This is a genomic window from Mycobacterium neglectum, from assembly GCF_002591975.1.
Lineage (GTDB): Bacteria > Actinomycetota > Actinomycetes > Mycobacteriales > Mycobacteriaceae > Mycobacterium > Mycobacterium neglectum.
Genome location: NZ_NVQE01000001.1, coordinates 80,449 through 97,507, shown reverse-complemented (window position 1 = coordinate 97,507; position 17,059 = coordinate 80,449). Strand labels below are relative to the sequence as shown.

At 65.7% G+C, this 17,059-nt stretch carries 15 protein-coding genes; 9 read left to right on the top strand and 6 right to left on the bottom strand.

Annotated elements, in window-relative coordinates; genetic code table 11:
* Window positions 1-4: 4 nt before the first annotated feature.
* The 4 genes from CSQ99_RS00440 to xylA form a co-directional block, all read right to left on the bottom strand.
* Window positions 5-1,294 (bottom strand): sugar ABC transporter permease, encoded by a 1,290-nt coding sequence (locus CSQ99_RS00440; protein ID WP_099037326.1) that lies wholly within the window; start codon window positions 1,292-1,294, stop codon window positions 5-7.
* A gap of 44 nt (window positions 1,295-1,338) precedes the next feature.
* A complete protein-coding gene (locus CSQ99_RS00435; protein ID WP_099037074.1) occupies window positions 1,339-2,133 on the bottom strand; it encodes an ATP-binding cassette domain-containing protein in 795 nt (264 codons plus the stop codon).
* A 6-nt stretch (window positions 2,134-2,139) separates the two neighbouring features.
* The gene (locus tag CSQ99_RS00430; RefSeq protein WP_099037325.1) at window positions 2,140-3,213 is read right to left on the bottom strand and encodes a sugar ABC transporter substrate-binding protein; all 1,074 of its coding nucleotides are present in this window, start codon (window positions 3,211-3,213) and stop codon (window positions 2,140-2,142) included.
* A gap of 104 nt (window positions 3,214-3,317) precedes the next feature.
* Window positions 3,318-4,541, bottom strand: coding sequence for a xylose isomerase (gene xylA / locus CSQ99_RS00425; RefSeq protein WP_099037073.1), 1,224 nt, complete (start codon window positions 4,539-4,541; stop codon window positions 3,318-3,320).
* Window positions 4,542-4,662: 121 nt separating this feature from the next.
* Between xylA and CSQ99_RS00420 the strand changes: the two genes are divergently transcribed.
* From CSQ99_RS00420 to CSQ99_RS00410, 3 genes are all read left to right on the top strand, one after another.
* Window positions 4,663-5,850 carry an ROK family transcriptional regulator gene (locus tag CSQ99_RS00420; RefSeq protein WP_099037072.1) on the top strand — a complete coding sequence of 396 codons (1,188 nt, stop codon included), beginning with the start codon at window positions 4,663-4,665 and terminating at the stop codon, window positions 5,848-5,850.
* Window positions 5,851-5,883: 33 nt separating this feature from the next.
* A complete protein-coding gene (locus tag CSQ99_RS00415; protein WP_099037071.1) occupies window positions 5,884-9,177 on the top strand; it encodes an error-prone DNA polymerase in 3,294 nt (1,097 codons plus the stop codon).
* A gap of 86 nt (window positions 9,178-9,263) precedes the next feature.
* Window positions 9,264-10,403, top strand: a complete 1,140-nt coding sequence (locus tag CSQ99_RS00410) for an MFS transporter (protein ID WP_245908575.1) — start codon at window positions 9,264-9,266, stop codon at window positions 10,401-10,403.
* Here CSQ99_RS00410 and CSQ99_RS00405 read toward each other — a convergent pair.
* On the bottom strand, window positions 10,400-10,816 hold the full coding sequence (locus tag CSQ99_RS00405; protein ID WP_099037069.1) for a TIGR03667 family PPOX class F420-dependent oxidoreductase: 417 nt from the start codon (window positions 10,814-10,816) through the stop codon (window positions 10,400-10,402). The two genes, CSQ99_RS00410 and CSQ99_RS00405, sit on opposite strands and share 4 nt — an antisense overlap.
* 23 nt (window positions 10,817-10,839) lie before the next feature.
* Here CSQ99_RS00405 and CSQ99_RS00400 point away from each other — a divergent pair, with 23 nt between their 5' ends.
* A complete protein-coding gene (locus CSQ99_RS00400; protein ID WP_099037068.1) occupies window positions 10,840-11,478 on the top strand; it encodes a nitroreductase family protein in 639 nt (212 codons plus the stop codon).
* A 20-nt stretch (window positions 11,479-11,498) separates the two neighbouring features.
* On the opposite strand, the gene CSQ99_RS00395 is transcribed toward CSQ99_RS00400, so the two are convergent.
* Entirely contained in the window at window positions 11,499-11,963 is a 465-nt protein-coding gene (locus CSQ99_RS00395) for a tRNA (cytidine(34)-2'-O)-methyltransferase (protein WP_099037067.1), read from the bottom strand.
* A gap of 256 nt (window positions 11,964-12,219) precedes the next feature.
* Between CSQ99_RS00395 and CSQ99_RS00390 the strand changes: the two genes are divergently transcribed.
* The 5 genes from CSQ99_RS00390 to CSQ99_RS00370 are packed head-to-tail and all read left to right on the top strand — an operon-like array spanning window position 12,220 to window position 17,039.
* Window positions 12,220-15,084, top strand: a complete 2,865-nt coding sequence (locus tag CSQ99_RS00390) for a HAMP domain-containing sensor histidine kinase (protein ID WP_099037066.1) — start codon at window positions 12,220-12,222, stop codon at window positions 15,082-15,084.
* Window positions 15,081-15,500 carry a roadblock/LC7 domain-containing protein gene (locus CSQ99_RS00385; protein ID WP_099037065.1) on the top strand — a complete coding sequence of 140 codons (420 nt, stop codon included), beginning with the start codon at window positions 15,081-15,083 and terminating at the stop codon, window positions 15,498-15,500. The genes CSQ99_RS00390 and CSQ99_RS00385 overlap by 4 nt, the downstream gene beginning before the upstream one ends.
* 7 nt (window positions 15,501-15,507) lie before the next feature.
* Window positions 15,508-15,879 carry a DUF742 domain-containing protein gene (locus tag CSQ99_RS00380; protein WP_099037064.1) on the top strand — a complete coding sequence of 124 codons (372 nt, stop codon included), beginning with the start codon at window positions 15,508-15,510 and terminating at the stop codon, window positions 15,877-15,879.
* Between the two features lie 16 nt (window positions 15,880-15,895).
* The gene (locus tag CSQ99_RS00375) at window positions 15,896-16,471 is read left to right on the top strand and encodes a GTP-binding protein (protein ID WP_099037063.1); all 576 of its coding nucleotides are present in this window, start codon (window positions 15,896-15,898) and stop codon (window positions 16,469-16,471) included.
* A 4-nt stretch (window positions 16,472-16,475) separates the two neighbouring features.
* Entirely contained in the window at window positions 16,476-17,039 is a 564-nt protein-coding gene (locus CSQ99_RS00370) for a pentapeptide repeat-containing protein (RefSeq protein WP_099037062.1), read from the top strand.
* The last annotated feature ends 20 nt before the right edge of the window (window positions 17,040-17,059 follow it).

The window sequence follows — 17,059 nt, the reverse complement described above, 5'->3', positions numbered from 1 at the left end:
AGCGTTACCCCAGGCCGGTGGAGGAACGTCGTCTGCGGGAAATCGCATCCACGCTTGCCGCCAGGAGTAGCACTCCGCCGGTGACCAGGAAGTTGATATAGGAAGACTGATTGAGCAGGCCGAGTCCGTTGGCGATCGTCGCGACCACGACGCCACCGATCACCGCGTCGATGGCCCGGCCCTTACCGCCGAACAGGCTGGTGCCGCCGATGACGGCCGCGCCGACCGCGTACAGCAGTACGTTGCCCGCGCCAGAGGCCGCTGACACCTTTCCCGCATAGGACGCCGCGATGATTCCGCTCAACGCAGCCAACGACGAGCAGACGATGAACACCGAAACCCGGATGCGGTCGACGGAGATGCCTGCGCGGCGCGCAGCCTCGGCGTTACCGCCGACGGCATAAATGTGCCTGCCGTAAGACGTGCGCTTGAGTACGAGCGTCATCGCGATGAGCAGCACCAGGATCAACGGCAGCACATACGGAATACCGCTGATCTCCACGCTGGAGTTGACACTGCGGTTGACACTGAGCACGAACGTGACTCCGAGAACGACTGCGGCCACAGCGGATACGCGCGCGACGACCACGCCGAGTGGAGCGTGCGACAGCTGCAGGGCCTTCTTGCGCCGGTATTGGTAGATCTCGAGGCCGGCGATGCCGATCACCAGTGTCAGCGCGATCGCCCAGCCGATGGAAACGGGCAGATTGCTGATCGTCAGGCCGCGGATCGCTGGATCGTCGACTCGGACCGACCCGCCCTCGCCGATGAGTTTCAGCGTCACTCCCTGCAGGCCGAGGAAGAACGCCAACGTGACCACAAACGACGGAATCCCGAGTTTGGCGCGCAGCACACCGATGGCGAGGCCGATCAACGCGCCGCAGGAAATGCCTGCCAAGATCGCAGCCCACCACGGCCAGCTCAGGTTGACGACGATCAGCGCAGTCGCACATGCCGATACCCCGCCTGCCACTCCTGCGGACAGGTCGATGTCGCCGAGCAGCAGCACGAACACCAGCCCCATCGCGAGCACGCAGATGGACCCGGCCTGCGTGACGAGGTTGGCCAGGTTCAATGCCGACAGGAAGCGGTCGTTGGCCAGACCGAACACCACGAACAGCACGACGAGGCCCAGGATCGCGGGCAGCGAACCCATATCCCCGCCGCGGACGCGCTGCAGGTAGCCACGTACCGCGTCACCGAACGTCCCATCGGGGTGGGCGTCGCCGGCGAAGTCGCCGTCGGCAAGGGTGACGTCGGATCCAGAACTGACAGTGCTTATTTCGCTCGCCATATGGGCTTCCCTCAGATTTCCATCTCGGTCATCCTCATCGGAGGTCACATCGACTCTGCGGCCTGCGCGGTAGCGAGGCCGAGGCTGCCGGAACGGCCAGCGGTGATGAGCTCCACGATCTGGCCGTGGGTGACGTCGGAGGCCTTGACGTCGGCGGCCACCCGTCCGAGGTAGAGCGCGCAGATCCGGTCGGCGACCTCGAAGACGTCGGCCATGTTGTGGGATATCAGCACAACTCCCAGACCTTGATCGGCGAGCCTGCGCACCAGATCGATCACCTGACGCGTCTGCGCGACGCCGAGGGCTGCGGTGGGTTCGTCGAGCAGGACCACTTTGGAGTTCCACAGCACCGACTTCGCGATCGCCACCGTCTGGCGTTGGCCCCCGGACAGGCTCGCCACCGTCTGACGCACGGACTTGACCGTGCGCACCGACAGCGAGGTCAGGGCCTGACGGGCCATCGTCTCCATTCGGGCCTCGTCGAGCAGCCCTCTGGTCGTGAGTTCCCTTCCCAGAAACATGTTCTCGACGATGTCGAGGTTGTCGCACAGCGCCAAGTCCTGGTAGACGACTTCGACGCCGAGCGCTGACACCTCGTTGGGACTGTGCACGGTCACGGGCTTGCCCTCGAACAGGTAGGTGCCGGTGTCGATGGGGTGAATCCCGGCGATCGCCTTGACCAATGTCGATTTTCCGGCGCCGTTGTCCCCGACCAGGGCCGTCACCTGGCCGGGGTAAACGCGGAAGTCGACGTCATGGAGCACATGGACGACGCCGAAACTCTTGTTGACACCCTGCAATTCGAGGATCGGTTCGGCCGCGCCGGACACGGAGGTCATCGGCAGTCAGACTCCTGCGGCGGCGCACATGGGCGCGAACTGCCCGGTGCACACGTCGTCCTTGGACTGTCCGCCGTCCTCGAACACAACGCCCACCGTGTCCTTGGTGATCGACTTCGGCGTCAGCAGCACCGACGGAACGTCGCGTCCGCCAGTGTCGTCGCGTGAGGTGCTGCTGGTCGTCGGCTCCTCACCCTTGGAGAGTGCGATCGCCACTTCGGCCAGCGCGTTGGCCTCTTCGGTGGCTGACTTGTAGACGGTCATGCACTGGGTTCCGGCGAGGATGTTCTGCAGGCCTTCGACTGTCGCGTCCTGACCTGTGACCGGCACCTGGCCGGCTCGCTTGTTCTTCTCGAGGATCGAGACGACCGACCCGGCCAAACCGTCGTTGGCCGCGTACACCCCGTCGACACGCCCGTCGGCGGCGGTATAGAGCTGCTCGAAGATGGTGACCGCTTTGTCGTTGTCCCAGTCCGGCACCGCCTGTTCGCCGACGTTGGTGATCGTCGGCGTGGCGTCGATGACCGAATGGGCGCCCTCGCTGAACAATGTCGCGTTGTTGTCGGTCGGAGAGCCGTTGAGGAACACGACATTCGCCGGCTTGCCGCCGAGGCAGTCGACGAGTCCCTGGCCCTGGAGTTCACCGACCTTGGTGTTGTCGAACGAGACGTAGACGTCGGCGGAGCCACCCAGGGTCAGGCGGTCGTAGTCGATGGTCTTGACGCCCTGGGCGGCCGCCTTCTCCTGAATCGAGGCACCACTATCCGAGTCGAGGTTGACGATCGCCAGTACGGTGACGCCGTCGGCGATCATCCCGTCGGCGATGGTGGCCATCGTGTCAGCGGACCCTTCGGCGTTCTGAATGGTGAAGTCGACGCCTGCGCTCTTGAACGCGGCCTCCAGCGCGGGGCGGTCCTTGGTCTCCCAGCGGACAGACGACTTGGTGTCCGGCAGGATGACGCCGACCTTGCCCGTCGCCGCTGCGGAGTCCGTGCCTGAGCCCGAGTCCGACCCGCAGGCCGTCAGCGTCAGGCTGACCCCGATGACTGCTACGACGAGCAGGGTGCTGGTTCGTTTCACAAAGACTCCTCCGATTGGGTCGTGGATTTTGTTGTGCGACATCACATACATCGTGACCTAGATCACTTTACGAGCGAGATTGCCGGTTTCGGTCCGCGCGCTCCTCACCGCGCGCCCATCAGGTGCTCGATCGCCAGCTGGTTGAGAGCCACGAAGCCACAACCTTTTCCACCGAAGTACGCGCCGGTGTCGAACCGTTCGTAGGCGGTCGGGTCTGCCAGTAGATCGGCATAGGTCTCGCCGGCTGCCAACGTGGGTTCGCGCAATTCGGACACTTTGGCCGCCGCCATCGCCTCGTGCACGGCCGGGTCGGAGCGGAACGCCGCGGCGCGCTCGCGCAGCAACAGGTACATCCGCATGTTGGCTGCCGCCGACGCCCATACCCCGTCGGCGTCTTCAGTGCGGCTGGGTTTGTAGTCGAAATGCCGCGGTCCGTCATAGGCCGGGCCGCCTTCGGGACCGCCGTGCTCGAGCAGGTCGACCAATGCGAAGGCGTTGGCCAGATCACCGTGGCCGAACACCAGGTCTTGGTCGAATTTGATGCCGCGTTGGCCGTTGAGGTCGATGTGGAAGAGCTTGCCGCTGTAGAGCGCCTGGCTGATGCCGTGCACGAAGTTCAGCCCGGCCATCTGCTCGTGGCCGGTCTCGGGATTGACGCCGACCATCTCCGGGTGCGCGAGTGTCTCGATGAACGCCAACGCATGCCCCACCGTGGGCAGCAGGATGTCGCCGCGCGGCTCGTTGGGCTTGGGCTCGATCGCGAACCGAAGTCCGCTGCCCTGGTCGATCACGTACTCGCACAACATGTCCAGTGCCTCGCGATAGCGTTCCAGGGCAGCCTGGACGTCCTTGGCCGAGTCGTATTCGCTACCTTCCCTTCCGCCCCACATCACGAAGGTGTCGGCACCGAGTTCGGTGGCCAGATCGATGTTGCGCAGGACTTTGCGCAAGGCGAAGCGGCGCACGCCCCGGTCGTTGCTGGTGAAGCCGCCGTCCTTGAACACCGGCTGGGTGAACAGGTTTGTAGTGACCATCGGCACGACCAGACCCGAGGCGCTCAATGCGGAGGTCAGACGGTTGATCATCCGCCGGCGCTCGGAGTCGGAGCTGCCGAACGCGAACAGGTCGTCATCGTGCAACGTCAGCCCGTAGGCCCCCAGCGCGGCCAGTCGCTCCACGGCTTCGACGACGTCTACCGCGGGCCGGGTGGCGACGCCGAACGGGTCCACGCCCGGCCAGCCGATGGTCCACAGCCCGAACGAAAATTTGTCGGATGGGCTCGGTGTCAGCCGTTCCGACGTCGGGACGCTGGACTCCAGGACGGTCATTGGTGCTCCTCGGGAATCGTGGCACCTGCACAGTGCGGGCGAATCTGCGATGAACCTGTATTTTGTTCTCCGTGCGAACATAAGATGTGTCCTGCGACACTGTCAAGGCCGAAAGTGGGGAATGGGTGTGTCGGTGAACGGATCGGAAGACCATCGGGCTGTTCGGGTGGGAACCAGCACCGACGACGTTCGGCGACGCAATCTGTCCAGCGTCCTCACCCTGGTGCACCATCACCGGGCACTCAGTCGCGCCGAGTTGACCCGCCACACCGGGCTGTCGCGATCGACGACCAAGGATCTGGTCGAGGAGTTGGTGGCGCGGGGCCTGGTCGACGAGACCCCGGCGCCGTCGGTATCGCAGGTCGGGCGGCCCAGTCCCATCGTGCGCCCGGGTGATCGGGTGCTCGCGGTGGCGGTTACCCCCGAGGTCGACGCCGTCACCGTTGGACTCGTGGCGATGGGAGGTGCGGTGCTGGACATGGTGCGCTGCCCGACCGAGCGGATTCCGACCGCGGCGGACACCGTGGCCATCGCCGCGGAGGCGGTCGGCCGGATCCGCCGGGGCCTACGCGAGGGTCAGGCGCTGACGGCGGTCGGTGTGGCGGTGCCCGGGCTGGTACATGGTCCTGAATCGTCGGTGCAACTGGCGCCCAACCTGGACTGGCATGACGTCGAGATCGGGCAGATGCTCAGTGCAGCAATGAAATTGCCGGTGTATGCGGCCAACGATGCCAACGTCGGCGCGATCGCCGAGCACCTGTTCGGCACGCATCTCAACGCCGATCATTTGATCTATGTCAACGGCGGGCCCAGCGGTATAGGGGCCGGCTTCGTGGTGGCCGGCGGGCTGCTCGAGGGCGTCGCCGGCTATGCGGGCGAACTGGGGCATACCTACGTCGGTGGTCGCGAGATATGCCACTGCGGCAGTGTCGGCTGCCTGGAGACCGAGGTGACCCAGGCGCCGTTGGCTCGCCTGCTCGCCGAGCTCGACAGCGCACCCGGCGGCGCGCAGCCCCTCCCCAACTCTGCGGAGAGCGATGTGCTCGATCGGCAGACACGCGCGTTGGCGATCGCTCTGGGCAACGCCATCAACATGTTGAATCCACGGCTGATCGTGCTCGGCGGATTCCTGCGGGTCTTCCCCGCCTGCGCCGCGTCGGTGCTGCGCGCCGAATTGGCGCGGCACAGCATGGGGGCGCCACGGGACCTGGTTCGCGTGGTACCCGCGACTCTCGGCGCCGATACGTTGGTGATCGGCGCGGCCGAGTTGGCATTCGCGCCCGTGCTCGCCGATCCCGGGAGGTTCTGAGTCAATCGAACGCATGTTCGATAGACTGCCAGAATGGGTTGGCATACCGGACCGCCGAGCTGGACGGAAATGGAGCGGGTACTCAACGGCAAGCCGCGCCGTGCCGGTTGGCCCATCGATCAGCAGGTGGGCGACGGGGGCGACAGTCCGGCCTGGTCGCGCAAGCGTGGATCGTATGAGCCGCTCGACGTCGACCGGCCGGGTTCGTCGGTGCCATATGCGGAGTTGCATACGCATTCGGCGTACAGCTTCCTCGACGGCGCCAGCACGCCGGAGGAACTCGTCGAGGAGGCGGCCAGGCTCGGTCTGCGCGCCATCGCGCTGACCGATCACGACGGGCTCTACGGGGTGGTGCGCTTCGCCGAGGCCGCCAAGGAACTCGACGTGCAGACAGTGTTCGGGGCCGAACTGTCGCTCGGCGGGGGCGACCGGACCGAGGACCCCGATCCGCCGGGACCGCATCTGCTGGTGCTGGCCCGCGGTCCGGAGGGATACCGGAGACTGTCGCGCGAGCTTGCCAAGGCGCATCTGGCGGGCGGTGAGAAGGGCAAGTTGCGCTACGACTACGACGAGCTGACCGACGCAGCTGGCGGGCACTGGCACATTCTGACCGGATGCCGCAAAGGTCATGTCCGCCAAGCGCTTTCCGGGGGCGGACCGGAGGCGGCGACCAAGGCGCTTGCCGACCTGGTGGACCGGTTCGGTGGCGACCGGGTCAGCATCGAGCTCACCCACCACGGACACCCCTGCGACGACGAACGCAATGCCGCACTCGTCGAGCTGGCGCCCAGGTTCGGTCTCGGTGTTGTCGCCACCACAGGCGCGCACTTCGCCGAGCCGTCCCGCGGCAGGCTCGCCATGGCCATGGGGGCGATCCGGGCGCGGCGCTCAATGGACGAGGCTGCCGGTTACCTTGCCCCGCTGGGCGGTTCGCACCTGCGATCCGGGGACGAGATGGCGCGGCTCTTCGCGCATCATCCCGAGGTCGTGACAGCGGCGGCCGACCTCGGCGAGCAGTGTGCGTTCGGGCTGGCCCTGATCGCCCCGCAGCTGCCGCCGTTCGACGTGCCGGATGGTCACACCGAAGACAGCTGGCTGAGACACCTCGTCATGGCGGGCGCCAGAAGCCGGTACGGGCCACCCGAGCGTGCCCAGCGTGCATATTCCCAGATCGAGCACGAGCTGAAAATCATTGAACAGCTCACCTTTCCGGGGTATTTCCTGGTCGTCCACGACATCACCCGATTCTGCAAAGAGAACAACATCCTGGCCCAGGGCAGGGGTTCGGCGGCCAATTCGGCCGTCTGTTATGCCCTCGGCGTCACCAACGTCGACCCCGTCGCCAACGAGTTGTTGTTCGAGCGGTTCCTGTCTCCGGCACGTGACGGGCCTCCGGACATCGACATCGACATCGAATCGGATCTGCGGGAGAACGCGATCCAGTACGTCTACGACCGCTACGGCCGCGACTACGCCGCCCAGGTGGCCAACGTCATCACCTACCGGGGTCGCAGCGCCGTGCGCGACATGGCCCGCGCGCTGGGGTTTTCTCAAGGCCAGCAGGACGCCTGGAGCAAGCAGATCGGCCAGTGGGGCAACCTGAACGAAGAGACTCACGTCGAGGATGTTCCCGAACCGGTGATCGACCTGGCCGTGCAGATCTCCAATCTGCCCAGGCACATGGGTATCCATTCGGGCGGCATGGTGATCTGCGACCGCCCCATCGCCGATGTCTGCCCGGTGGAATGGGCCCGGATGGAGAACCGCAGTGTGCTGCAGTGGGATAAAGACGACTGCGCAGCAATCGGTTTGGTGAAGTTCGACCTGCTGGGCCTCGGTATGCTCTCGGCGCTGCACTACTGCATCGACCTGGTTCGTGAGCACAAAGACCTCGACGTCGACCTGGCCAAGCTGGACTTGTCCGAGCCCGCGGTGTACGAGATGCTGCAGCGCGCCGACTCCGTGGGGGTGTTCCAGGTGGAGTCCCGTGCCCAGATGGCAACTCTGCCCCGGCTGAAGCCGCGGGTGTTCTACGACCTGGTGGTCGAGGTGGCGCTGATCCGCCCGGGCCCGATCCAGGGCGGGTCGGTGCACCCGTACATCAAACGCCGCAACGGGGACGAGCGCGTCACCTACGAACACCCGTCGATGGAAGCTGCCCTGCGAAAGACATTGGGCGTTCCTCTGTTTCAGGAACAACTCATGCAGCTTGCAGTGGACTGCGCGGGCTTCTCCGCCGCCGAGGCCGACCAGTTGCGCCGTGCGATGGGATCCAAGCGCTCCACTGAGCGCATGCGACGGCTGCGGGGCAGGTTCTACGACGGTATGCGGGCCCGGCACGGGATCACAGGTGAGGTCGCCGACCGGATCTACGAGAAACTGGAGGCATTCGCCAACTTCGGTTTCCCGGAGAGTCATTCGCTGAGTTTCGCTTCGCTGGTGTTCTACTCGTCGTGGTTCAAGTTGCACCATCCCGCGGCGTTCTGCGCTGCGCTGCTGCGGGCACAGCCGATGGGCTTCTACTCGCCGCAGTCGCTGGTGGCCGATGCCCGCAGGCACGGGGTCGATGTCCACGGGCCGGACGCCAACGCCAGCCTTGCGTACGCCACCTTGGAAAATGCAGGGAACGTGGTCAGATTGGGTCTCGGCAGCGTCCGCCACATCGGTGACGAATTGGCCGGGCGCATCGTCGACGAACGAAAAGCCAACGGGCCATTCATCTCTCTTTTGGATCTCACTCAGCGGGTTCAGCTGAGTGTTCCGCAGACCGAGGCGCTGGCCACCGCGGGTGCATTGGGCTGCTTCGGGACCACCAGGCGCGAAGGGTTGTGGGCTGCAGGCGCGGCCGCCACCCAACGCCCCGACCGACTGCCTGGAGTCGGGTCGTCATCGCAGATCCCCTCGCTGCCCGGCATGACCGAACTCGAGTTGGCCGCCGCCGACGTGTGGGCGACGGGTGTCTCGTCCGACAGCTATCCCACTCAGTTCCTGCGCGCGAATCTCGACGAACTCGGCGTCGTTCCGGCCAACAAGCTACTTGGGGTGCCCGACGGGACCCGGGTGCTGGTGGCTGGGGCGGTGACCCACCGCCAGCGGCCGGCGACGGCACAGGGTGTCACGTTCGTCAACCTCGAGGATGAGACCGGAATGGTCAACGTCCTGTGTTCGCGTGGGGTTTGGGCGCGGCACCGCAAGCTGGCGCAGACAGCATCGGCGCTATTGATACGCGGCCAGGTGCAGAACGCCACCGGCGCGGTCACCGTCGTCGCCGAACGCATGGGCAAGCTCGACATGCGAGTGACGTCGAAGTCCCGGGACTTCCGCTGAGCGGAGCGAGGCGGAACATCTGGCCCGGCCGCTGAGCGGAGCGAGGCGGAACATCTGGCCCGGCCGCTGACCGCTACCGTGAGGACGTGACGCGATCCGTGTACTTCCTTGTCGCCGCGGGCTGCGCACTCATCGCATGCTGCTACGGGTTCGCGCGATTTTCCTACGGATTGTTCGCACCTGTGTTCACCGATACCTTCGGGCTCACACCTACGCTCACCGGGGTGATAGGCGCGGGCAGCTATGTAGGGTACTGCGCAGCGATCATCGCCAGCCTGTTACTGACACGACGCCTGGGTGCGAGGCGGGTGGCTGTCGCGGCTGGAGTCGTTGCGACAGTTGGTATTTCAATTGTCGCTATGGCAACCTCACCTTGGGTTCTCGCCGTGGGAGTACTGGTGGCCGGGTGCAGCACCGGGATCGCCTCCCCGCCGCTGGCCGCGGCCGTCGCAGAGTTCGTGCCCAGCAGCGCCGCAGATCGCGCCCAGACAGTCGTCAACGGAGGAACCGGAATCGGCGTGCTGTTGTCCGCGCCGATCGCGCTCCTGCTTTTGGATCAGTGGCGCGTCGCATGGGCGGTCTACGCGATGGTGTCCGCGTTGGTGACCATCGGGGTGATTCTGGCGGTACCCAAGTCGTCGAGCCGACCGGCCAAGGCTGAAGTCGAACAAACCTCGCACCCAGGCACTCTCGGTCTTCTCGCGGCCTCCTTGTTGATCGGCATTGGCAGCGTCGCGGTCTGGACCTTCGGCCGCGACCTGATCACTACTGCCGGTGGTGCGGACTCGACGCGCTCGTCGCTGATGTGGATCGTGCTCGGCGCTGCGGGCATCGTCGGTGCATTCGCCGGCGACGCCGTCGATCGAATCGGCTTGCGTTGGGCCTGGGTAATGGCAACGGTCGCGATGGCCTCGGCAACGGTGATGTTGGCTGTGGCGCCGTCGAGTCTCGTCGTGATCATCGTCGCGGCCGCGTCGTTTGGCGCTGCCTACATCAGCCTGACTGGACTTCTCCTGCTGTGGAGCGTGCGGCTTTACCCGGATCGGGCGTCGTTCGGGGTCGGCTTGTCGTTCTTCACCATCGCCGCCGGTCAAGCATTGGGAGCGCCCGCAGTTGGATCGCTGATCGACGTCGTGGGCGCCAGCGCGGCGTTCGTGGCGATCGCACTCGTGGGCCTATGCGCAGTCGCCCTGCGCCCGGCCCGGGTGCAGCCCCCGCGCACCTAGCCCTCGGTCGGGGTGGTCCACACCTTGTCGACACTGATCTTCAGTCGCAGGTTGTAGGCGGACAGGAACTCGTCGGTGAAGCCGAGGCTGCCTGCGAGCTCGCCGTACTTCGCGCGATATCGCTCGTCCTGCAACGGATTTGCGTTCTCGGCGTCGACGGTGGCCACGCCGCCGACGACGATGACGCCTGAACCGGTTCCATCGGAATCCAGGTTCAAGCTGACTCGCGGATGGTTCCTTACGTGTCTGACCTTGGCGGCGTTGGGCTCGGAATAGACGATGACGTCGTTGCCGTCGAAGTAGAACCACACCAACCGCGGCACTGGCTGGCCGGATTTGGCCACCGTTGTCAACCACCCGGAATGGTCGGCCAAGAGTCTGCTGGACACCTCTTGCGTGAATTCGACTGTCATCCACCCGAATGTAGTCTCCGGATATGACCCTGAACCTGTCCGTCGATGAAGTCCTGACCACCACACGTTCGGTGCGCAAGCGACTGGACCTGGAGAAGCCGGTCGGACGCGAAGTGCTGCTGGAATGTCTCGAGCTGGCGCTGCAGGCGCCGACCGGGTCCAACGCCCAGGGTTGGCAGTGGGTCTTCGTCGAGGATCCCGAGAAGAAGAAGGCGCTAGCCGACATCTACCGGCACAACGCCACGCCGTACCTCGATGGACCCAAGCCAACCTACGGCGACGAGCGCGACGAACAGCGCCCGCGCGTCACCGACTCCGCCAAGTACCTCAACGACCACCTGCATGAAGTTCCGGTCATGCTGATTCCCTGCCTCGCGGGCAGTCCGGACGACGCGGTTGCGGGTAGCGCCGGCTTCTGGGGCTCGCTGCTGCCCGCGGTCTGGAGTTACATGCTGGCCCTGCGCTCGCGGGGGCTCGGCTCGGCATGGACGACGCTGCATCTCGTCGGCAAGGGCGAGAAGCTGGCCGCCGACGTCCTCGGTATCCCGTTTGACGAATACCGGCAGGGAGGCCTGTTCCCGATCGCCTACACCAAGGGCACCGACTTCCGTCCGGCCAAGCGCCTTCCGGCCGAGCAGCTGGTGCACTTCGATCGTTGGTGATACTCGATCGTTCGTGATACTCAGACGGCGCCGTTGTACCCGTGCTGCCGCCACGCTTCGTAGACGACGACAGCGGCGGCGTTCGAAAGGTTCAGCGACCGCCTACCGGCGAGCATCGGGATGCGCAGCTGTGCGGTGATGTGCGGGTCGGCCAGCGTCGCGGCGTCCAGGCCGGTCGGTTCGGGTCCGAACATGACCACGTCGCCCGGTTGGTAGCTGACAGCGTCGAACCGCGCGCTGGCATGTGCGGTGAACGCATACACGCGCTGCGGTGCCATGGCCTCCCATGCTGCGTCTAGGTCGCGGTGAACGGTCACCGACGCCAGGTCGTGGTAGTCGAGGCCGGCACGCCGTAGCTTGGGTTCGGACAAATCGAATCCGAGCGGCTCGACGAGATGCAATTCACAGCCGGTCCCGGCGACCATTCGGATGGCATTACCGGTGTTCGGCGCGATACGCGGCGAGTAGAACAGCACGCGGAACATTCATAGATCATTGCCTCGGCGAGGCCGACAGTCCAAAACGTGTTTGCTCCGTTACCACAATGCGACTCGAAGCCGGCGTTATGAACTCTGTCTGTTCAGTAAGAATTGTGGAAGCACCACGTCACGACTGGCATACTCGGTCAATTGCCAGGCGCCCAACGCCGGCCCGATGATGCGGGCGAATTAGCAGGAAGCATATGAACCACTCTCCAAAACCGAAATGCCGACACCCGGCCGAAATCGCAGACAGCCGCTGATGAGCACTTTCTCGCAGCTCACACAGTCCGACGACGCGCCTGTCAATTTCGAACCCAACGGTGCGCCGCCCCCCAAGCGGCCGAGCCGGTGGTCGGTGTCCAATTGGCCGGTTCGCTGGAAAGTGTTCGCGATCGTATTGGTGCCGCTCGTTCTCGCCGGCGTGTTTGGCGGCTTGCGTATCTACAGCAGCGTCACCGCAGCCTCAGATTTGCGTCGCGCTGCCGACCGCGCCGAAATGGTCCCGGCGATCGTGAACTACATGGGCGCACTCGACGGTGCAATGCTGGCGAGTTCCACCGGAGCAGATCCACAGTCCGCGCTCACCGAATTCGACTCCAGCAGGCAGGAATTGCAGCGCCGGTTATCCGAGACCGATATCGCCGACGATGTCGGCACCGGCGTCTCGAGCATGATCGCCGACGGCCAGGCGCTGATGGACAAGGTCACGTCCAACAACATCAACCTGTTCGAGCGCATCACCACCTACGCACCGATCCTGCTGACCGCCGAGGACGCCATCAACGGTTCGGTGCGCGTCGACGACGAGCGGATCACGGCCGACACCCTCGGTCTGTCCCGTGCCGTCGGTGCCCGTGGCCAGATGATGATGCAGCAGCTGTTGGTGAATCTCGGCGCTGAACTGCCCGAACCCGAGCTGCGGACCAGAATGTTCGCGCTGGCGGGTACGGAGCCCTCGACGCTGTTCGGGATGAGCCAGGTGCTCGGCGTCGGCTCGGCCGAGGCCCAGCAGTTGCAGGGCGAGATGGTCAAGCGGTTGGCGATCATGTCGGATCCGACGGCCGTCTTGGTCAACAACCCGGACCTGCGGGCGTCCGAAGCGATCACCGATCAGATCGCGGGACAGATCATCACCGACACGACCGCGTCGGTGACCTCCACAGTGGAGGAGCTGGCCACTGCGCAGCGCACGGCCGCCATCCGTGACGCGGCGATCATCGGCGGCGCGATGCTGCTGGCGTTGATCGTGGTCATCGTGGTGGCGCTGTCGCTCGTGCGGCCCCTTCGCCGACTGCGGGACAGTGCGCTGCGGGTCGCCCACGATGATCTGGCTCGCGAAATCGAGCTCGTGCGTGCCGGTGGGGATCCAGGCCCGATCGATCCGATTCCGGTGCACACCTCCGAAGAGGTGGGGCAGGTCGCGCACGCCGTCGACGAGTTGCACGAGCAGGCGGTGCTGTTGGCCGGCGAGCAGTCGCGGCTGCAGTTGCAGGTCGGTGACATGTTCGAGACGCTGTCACGCCGCAGTCGCTCACTTGTCGACCAGCAGCTGTCGCTCATCGACCGGCTCGAGCGCAACGAGGAGGACCCGGAGCGACTGGAGAGCCTTTTCCGCCTCGACCACCTGGCCGCCCGGATGCGCCGCAACGGCGCCAACCTGCTGGTGCTCGCCGGCGCGAAGGTACCCCGCGAGCAGGCGGAGCCGGTGCCCGTTTCGGCGGTCATCAACGCGGCGGCCTCCGAGGTCGAGGACTACACCCGCGTGGTCACCGCCACGGTCCCCGACAGCGAGGTCGCCGGATCTGTCGCGGGCGACCTGGTTCATCTGTTGGCCGAGCTGCTCGACAATGCGTTGCGCTATTCACCCCCGATCTCCCAGGTGCGGGTGTCTGCGGTGCACACCGGCAGGGGCGGCCTCGTCATCGAGGTCAGTGACATCGGACTTGGCATGACCGATTCGGATCTGCGGGTAGCGAACACGCGTCTGCAATCGGGCGGCGAGGTCACCCCGTACACCGCGCGACACATGGGTCTGTTCGTGGTCGGGCGGCTCGCATCGCAGCACGGCCTGGTGGTCAGGTTGCGCAGCACGATTGCCGGCGAACCGAATTCGGGCACCACGGCAGGTGTCTACGTGCCCACCGAACTGCTCGGCGGTGCGGATGCGCCCCACCAGTTCGGCGAACCGGAGTACGCCGCGGATGCGCACGCGGGCATATCGACCGCTCTTGCGCTCGATGAGGACCACGGCGACGGTTGGGGTGAGTATGACGCTGCCCCGCAGCATCGCAACGGCCACTCCGAGGTACCGGCCGCGTTGTTGCCGCAACGCGATCCAGGCGCCAGTGGGATATCCGACGTCCCGGTGTCTCTGGCGCCGTCCTCGGCCGCGCCGCAGAGCCAGCCGGAGGATGACTGGCCGGAAGATGATTGGCCAGAGGATTCGATGCCGGCGCAGACGCCCGAGTACGCGGCACACGAGCCAGTAGAGGAGGAGTGGGGCGCTCCGGCGGTGCCCGCTGACCGACCCACCGATACGTCGGGCTTCTTCGCGGCCCGGCAGCAGGCAGGAGACCATCGGGTGGTTGCCGAGCCCGAACCGCAGGCCGAGCCCGAACCGCAGGCCTGGCCCCAACCGCAGGCCGAGCCCGAACCGTCGGCCACTGCGGGCTCTGACGACGCGATCTACCAGCGGATGCTCTCCGAGTGGCTGGTCGATCCGCACGAGTTGGCCAACAGTGCGGATCTGAACTGGGAATCGGTGTGGGACAGCGGCTGGTCCGCGGCGGAGGCGGCGGAGGAAACTCCCGTCCAGCAGCACACCGCCGAGGGTCTACCGGTGCGCGAGCCAGGCGCCCGACTGGTGCCTGGCGCGGCTGAATCCGCCGGTGGCGAGGCTGAGCGCCACCACAACGCCGGCGCTCGCCAGAACATCGACGACGACGAAGCGGTAGCATCGGCGGCTGAGTACGGCTCCCCGGAGTCGGACGCATCATCCGCAGGCGGTGCTCCCCAACCGCCGCGCGATCCCGATGCTGTCCGCGCGAGTATCAGCAGCCATTTCGGTGGTGTTCACGCGGGCCGCTCGCACGCGCGAGAGACCAGAGGAACAGATAACCCATGAACTACCCGCCACGATCGACGCAGCGCGATTCGCTCGACTGGCTGGTCTCCAAGTTCGCCAACGAGGTATCCGGGGTGACCCACGCCGTGCTGGTGTCCGCCGATGGACTCCTGATGGCGGCCAGCGAGCACATCCCGGTAGAACGCGCTGATCAACTGGCCGCGGTCGCCTCGGGGCTGGCCAGCCTTTCGACGGGCGCCGCGCAATTGTTCGACGGTGGATACGTCATGCAGTCGGTCGTCGAGATGGAGAACGGCTATCTGCTGTTGATGCGGGTCGGCGACGGTTCGAACCTGGCGACGCTGGCCTCGCGCAACTGTGATATCGGCCAAATCGGTTACGAGATGGCGATTCTGGTGGAACGCGTGGGCGCGGTGGTCCAGTCTTCACGGCGGCGTGCACCACAGCATTTGTGACCGGCCAATGGACCAATGGGAGCGGGAGGTCGCGGGCGAACCGAGTCTGGTCCGCCCGTACACGCTGACCGCCGGTCGCACCGAGGCCCGGTTTCATCTGCCGTTGGAGGCGCCGATCTCCAGGCCCGCAACGGCGAAGCCACCGCGGTGGCCGGGAAATGATGTACGTGGCCAGATCCTCACAATGAGTGCCGACCTGCCGTCCGTCGCCGAGATCGCCGCCGGATTGGCCTTGCCTCTCGGCGTGGCGCGGGTTCTGATCGGTGACCTCGTGACGCAGGGTTATCTCCAGGTGCACACCACACTCGGCGATTCGGTGAGCAACGACGAACGACGAGAACTCATAGGAAGGACGCTGCGTGGCCTCAGGGCACTCTGAGCGGCGGCATGCCTCGATGGACCCCTCGGCGAGGCGGGCCGCCGCCTCGACGAAGATCGTCATCTCCGGTGGATTCGGAGCGGGCAAGACGACGTTCGTCGGCGCGGTCTCCGAAATCATGCCGCTGCGGACCGAAGCGCTGGTGACCAATGCCTCCGACGGCGTCGACGGTCTGGAGGCGACCCCGTCGAAGACCACCACGACGGTGGCGATGGACTTCGGCCGCATCACCCTCGACGACGATCTGGTGCTGTACCTGTTCGGCACGCCCGGACAGCGCAGGTTCTGGTTCATGTGGGACGACTTGATCCGCGGCGCCATCGGCGCGGTCATTCTGGTCGACGTCCGACGTCTACAGGACAGCTTTGCGGCGGTCGACTTCTTCGAAGCTCGTCACCTGCCCTTCCTGATCGCGGTCAATGAATTCGATGGGGCGCCAAGATATTCCGCTCAGGCGGTGCGCAAGGCACTGGCACTTTCAGATCACATACCGGTGATGTCGGTCGACGCCCGTGACCGCAACTCGGGCCGGGCGGCATTGATCGAGGTCACCGAGTACGCGCTCGACGTCCTGACCTCGCTTCCCGGCTGAGTCGGTGGACAACGACGAAGAGGTCTGGATCGAGCGGGAGTTCGTCGCACACGACTTTCGCAACGCGGACCTCAGTCGGCTGCGCACCGAACGGGTCGTGTTCGACGAGTGCGACTTCCGCGGTGTCGATCTCGCCGAGTCCGAGCACGTGGGCTCGGCCTTCCGCAACTGCCGATTCGAAAGGGCCACGCTGCACCACAGCACATTTGCGCACTGCAGCATGCTCGGATCGGTGTTCACCGAATGCCGGATGCGACCGCTGAAGCTGGTGGAGGTCGACCTGACGCTCGCCGTCCTTGGCGGCTGCGACCTGAAGAGTGTCGACCTGTCCGGCTGCCGGTTGCGTGAAGCCAGCCTCGTCGAAACCGACCTGCGTAAGGCGGTGTTGCGCGGTGCCGACCTGCGTGGTGCGCGACTGCAGAAGACTCGCCTCGATGACGCCGACCTGCGCGGCGCGCGCACCGACGCGACATTCTGGACCACCGCCACACTTCGCGGCGCCAAGATCGACGTCGACCAGGCGCTGGCCTACGCCGTGGCGCACGGGCTCAACATCGGTGGGGAATAACGGCTGCACCGTCCTGTTGA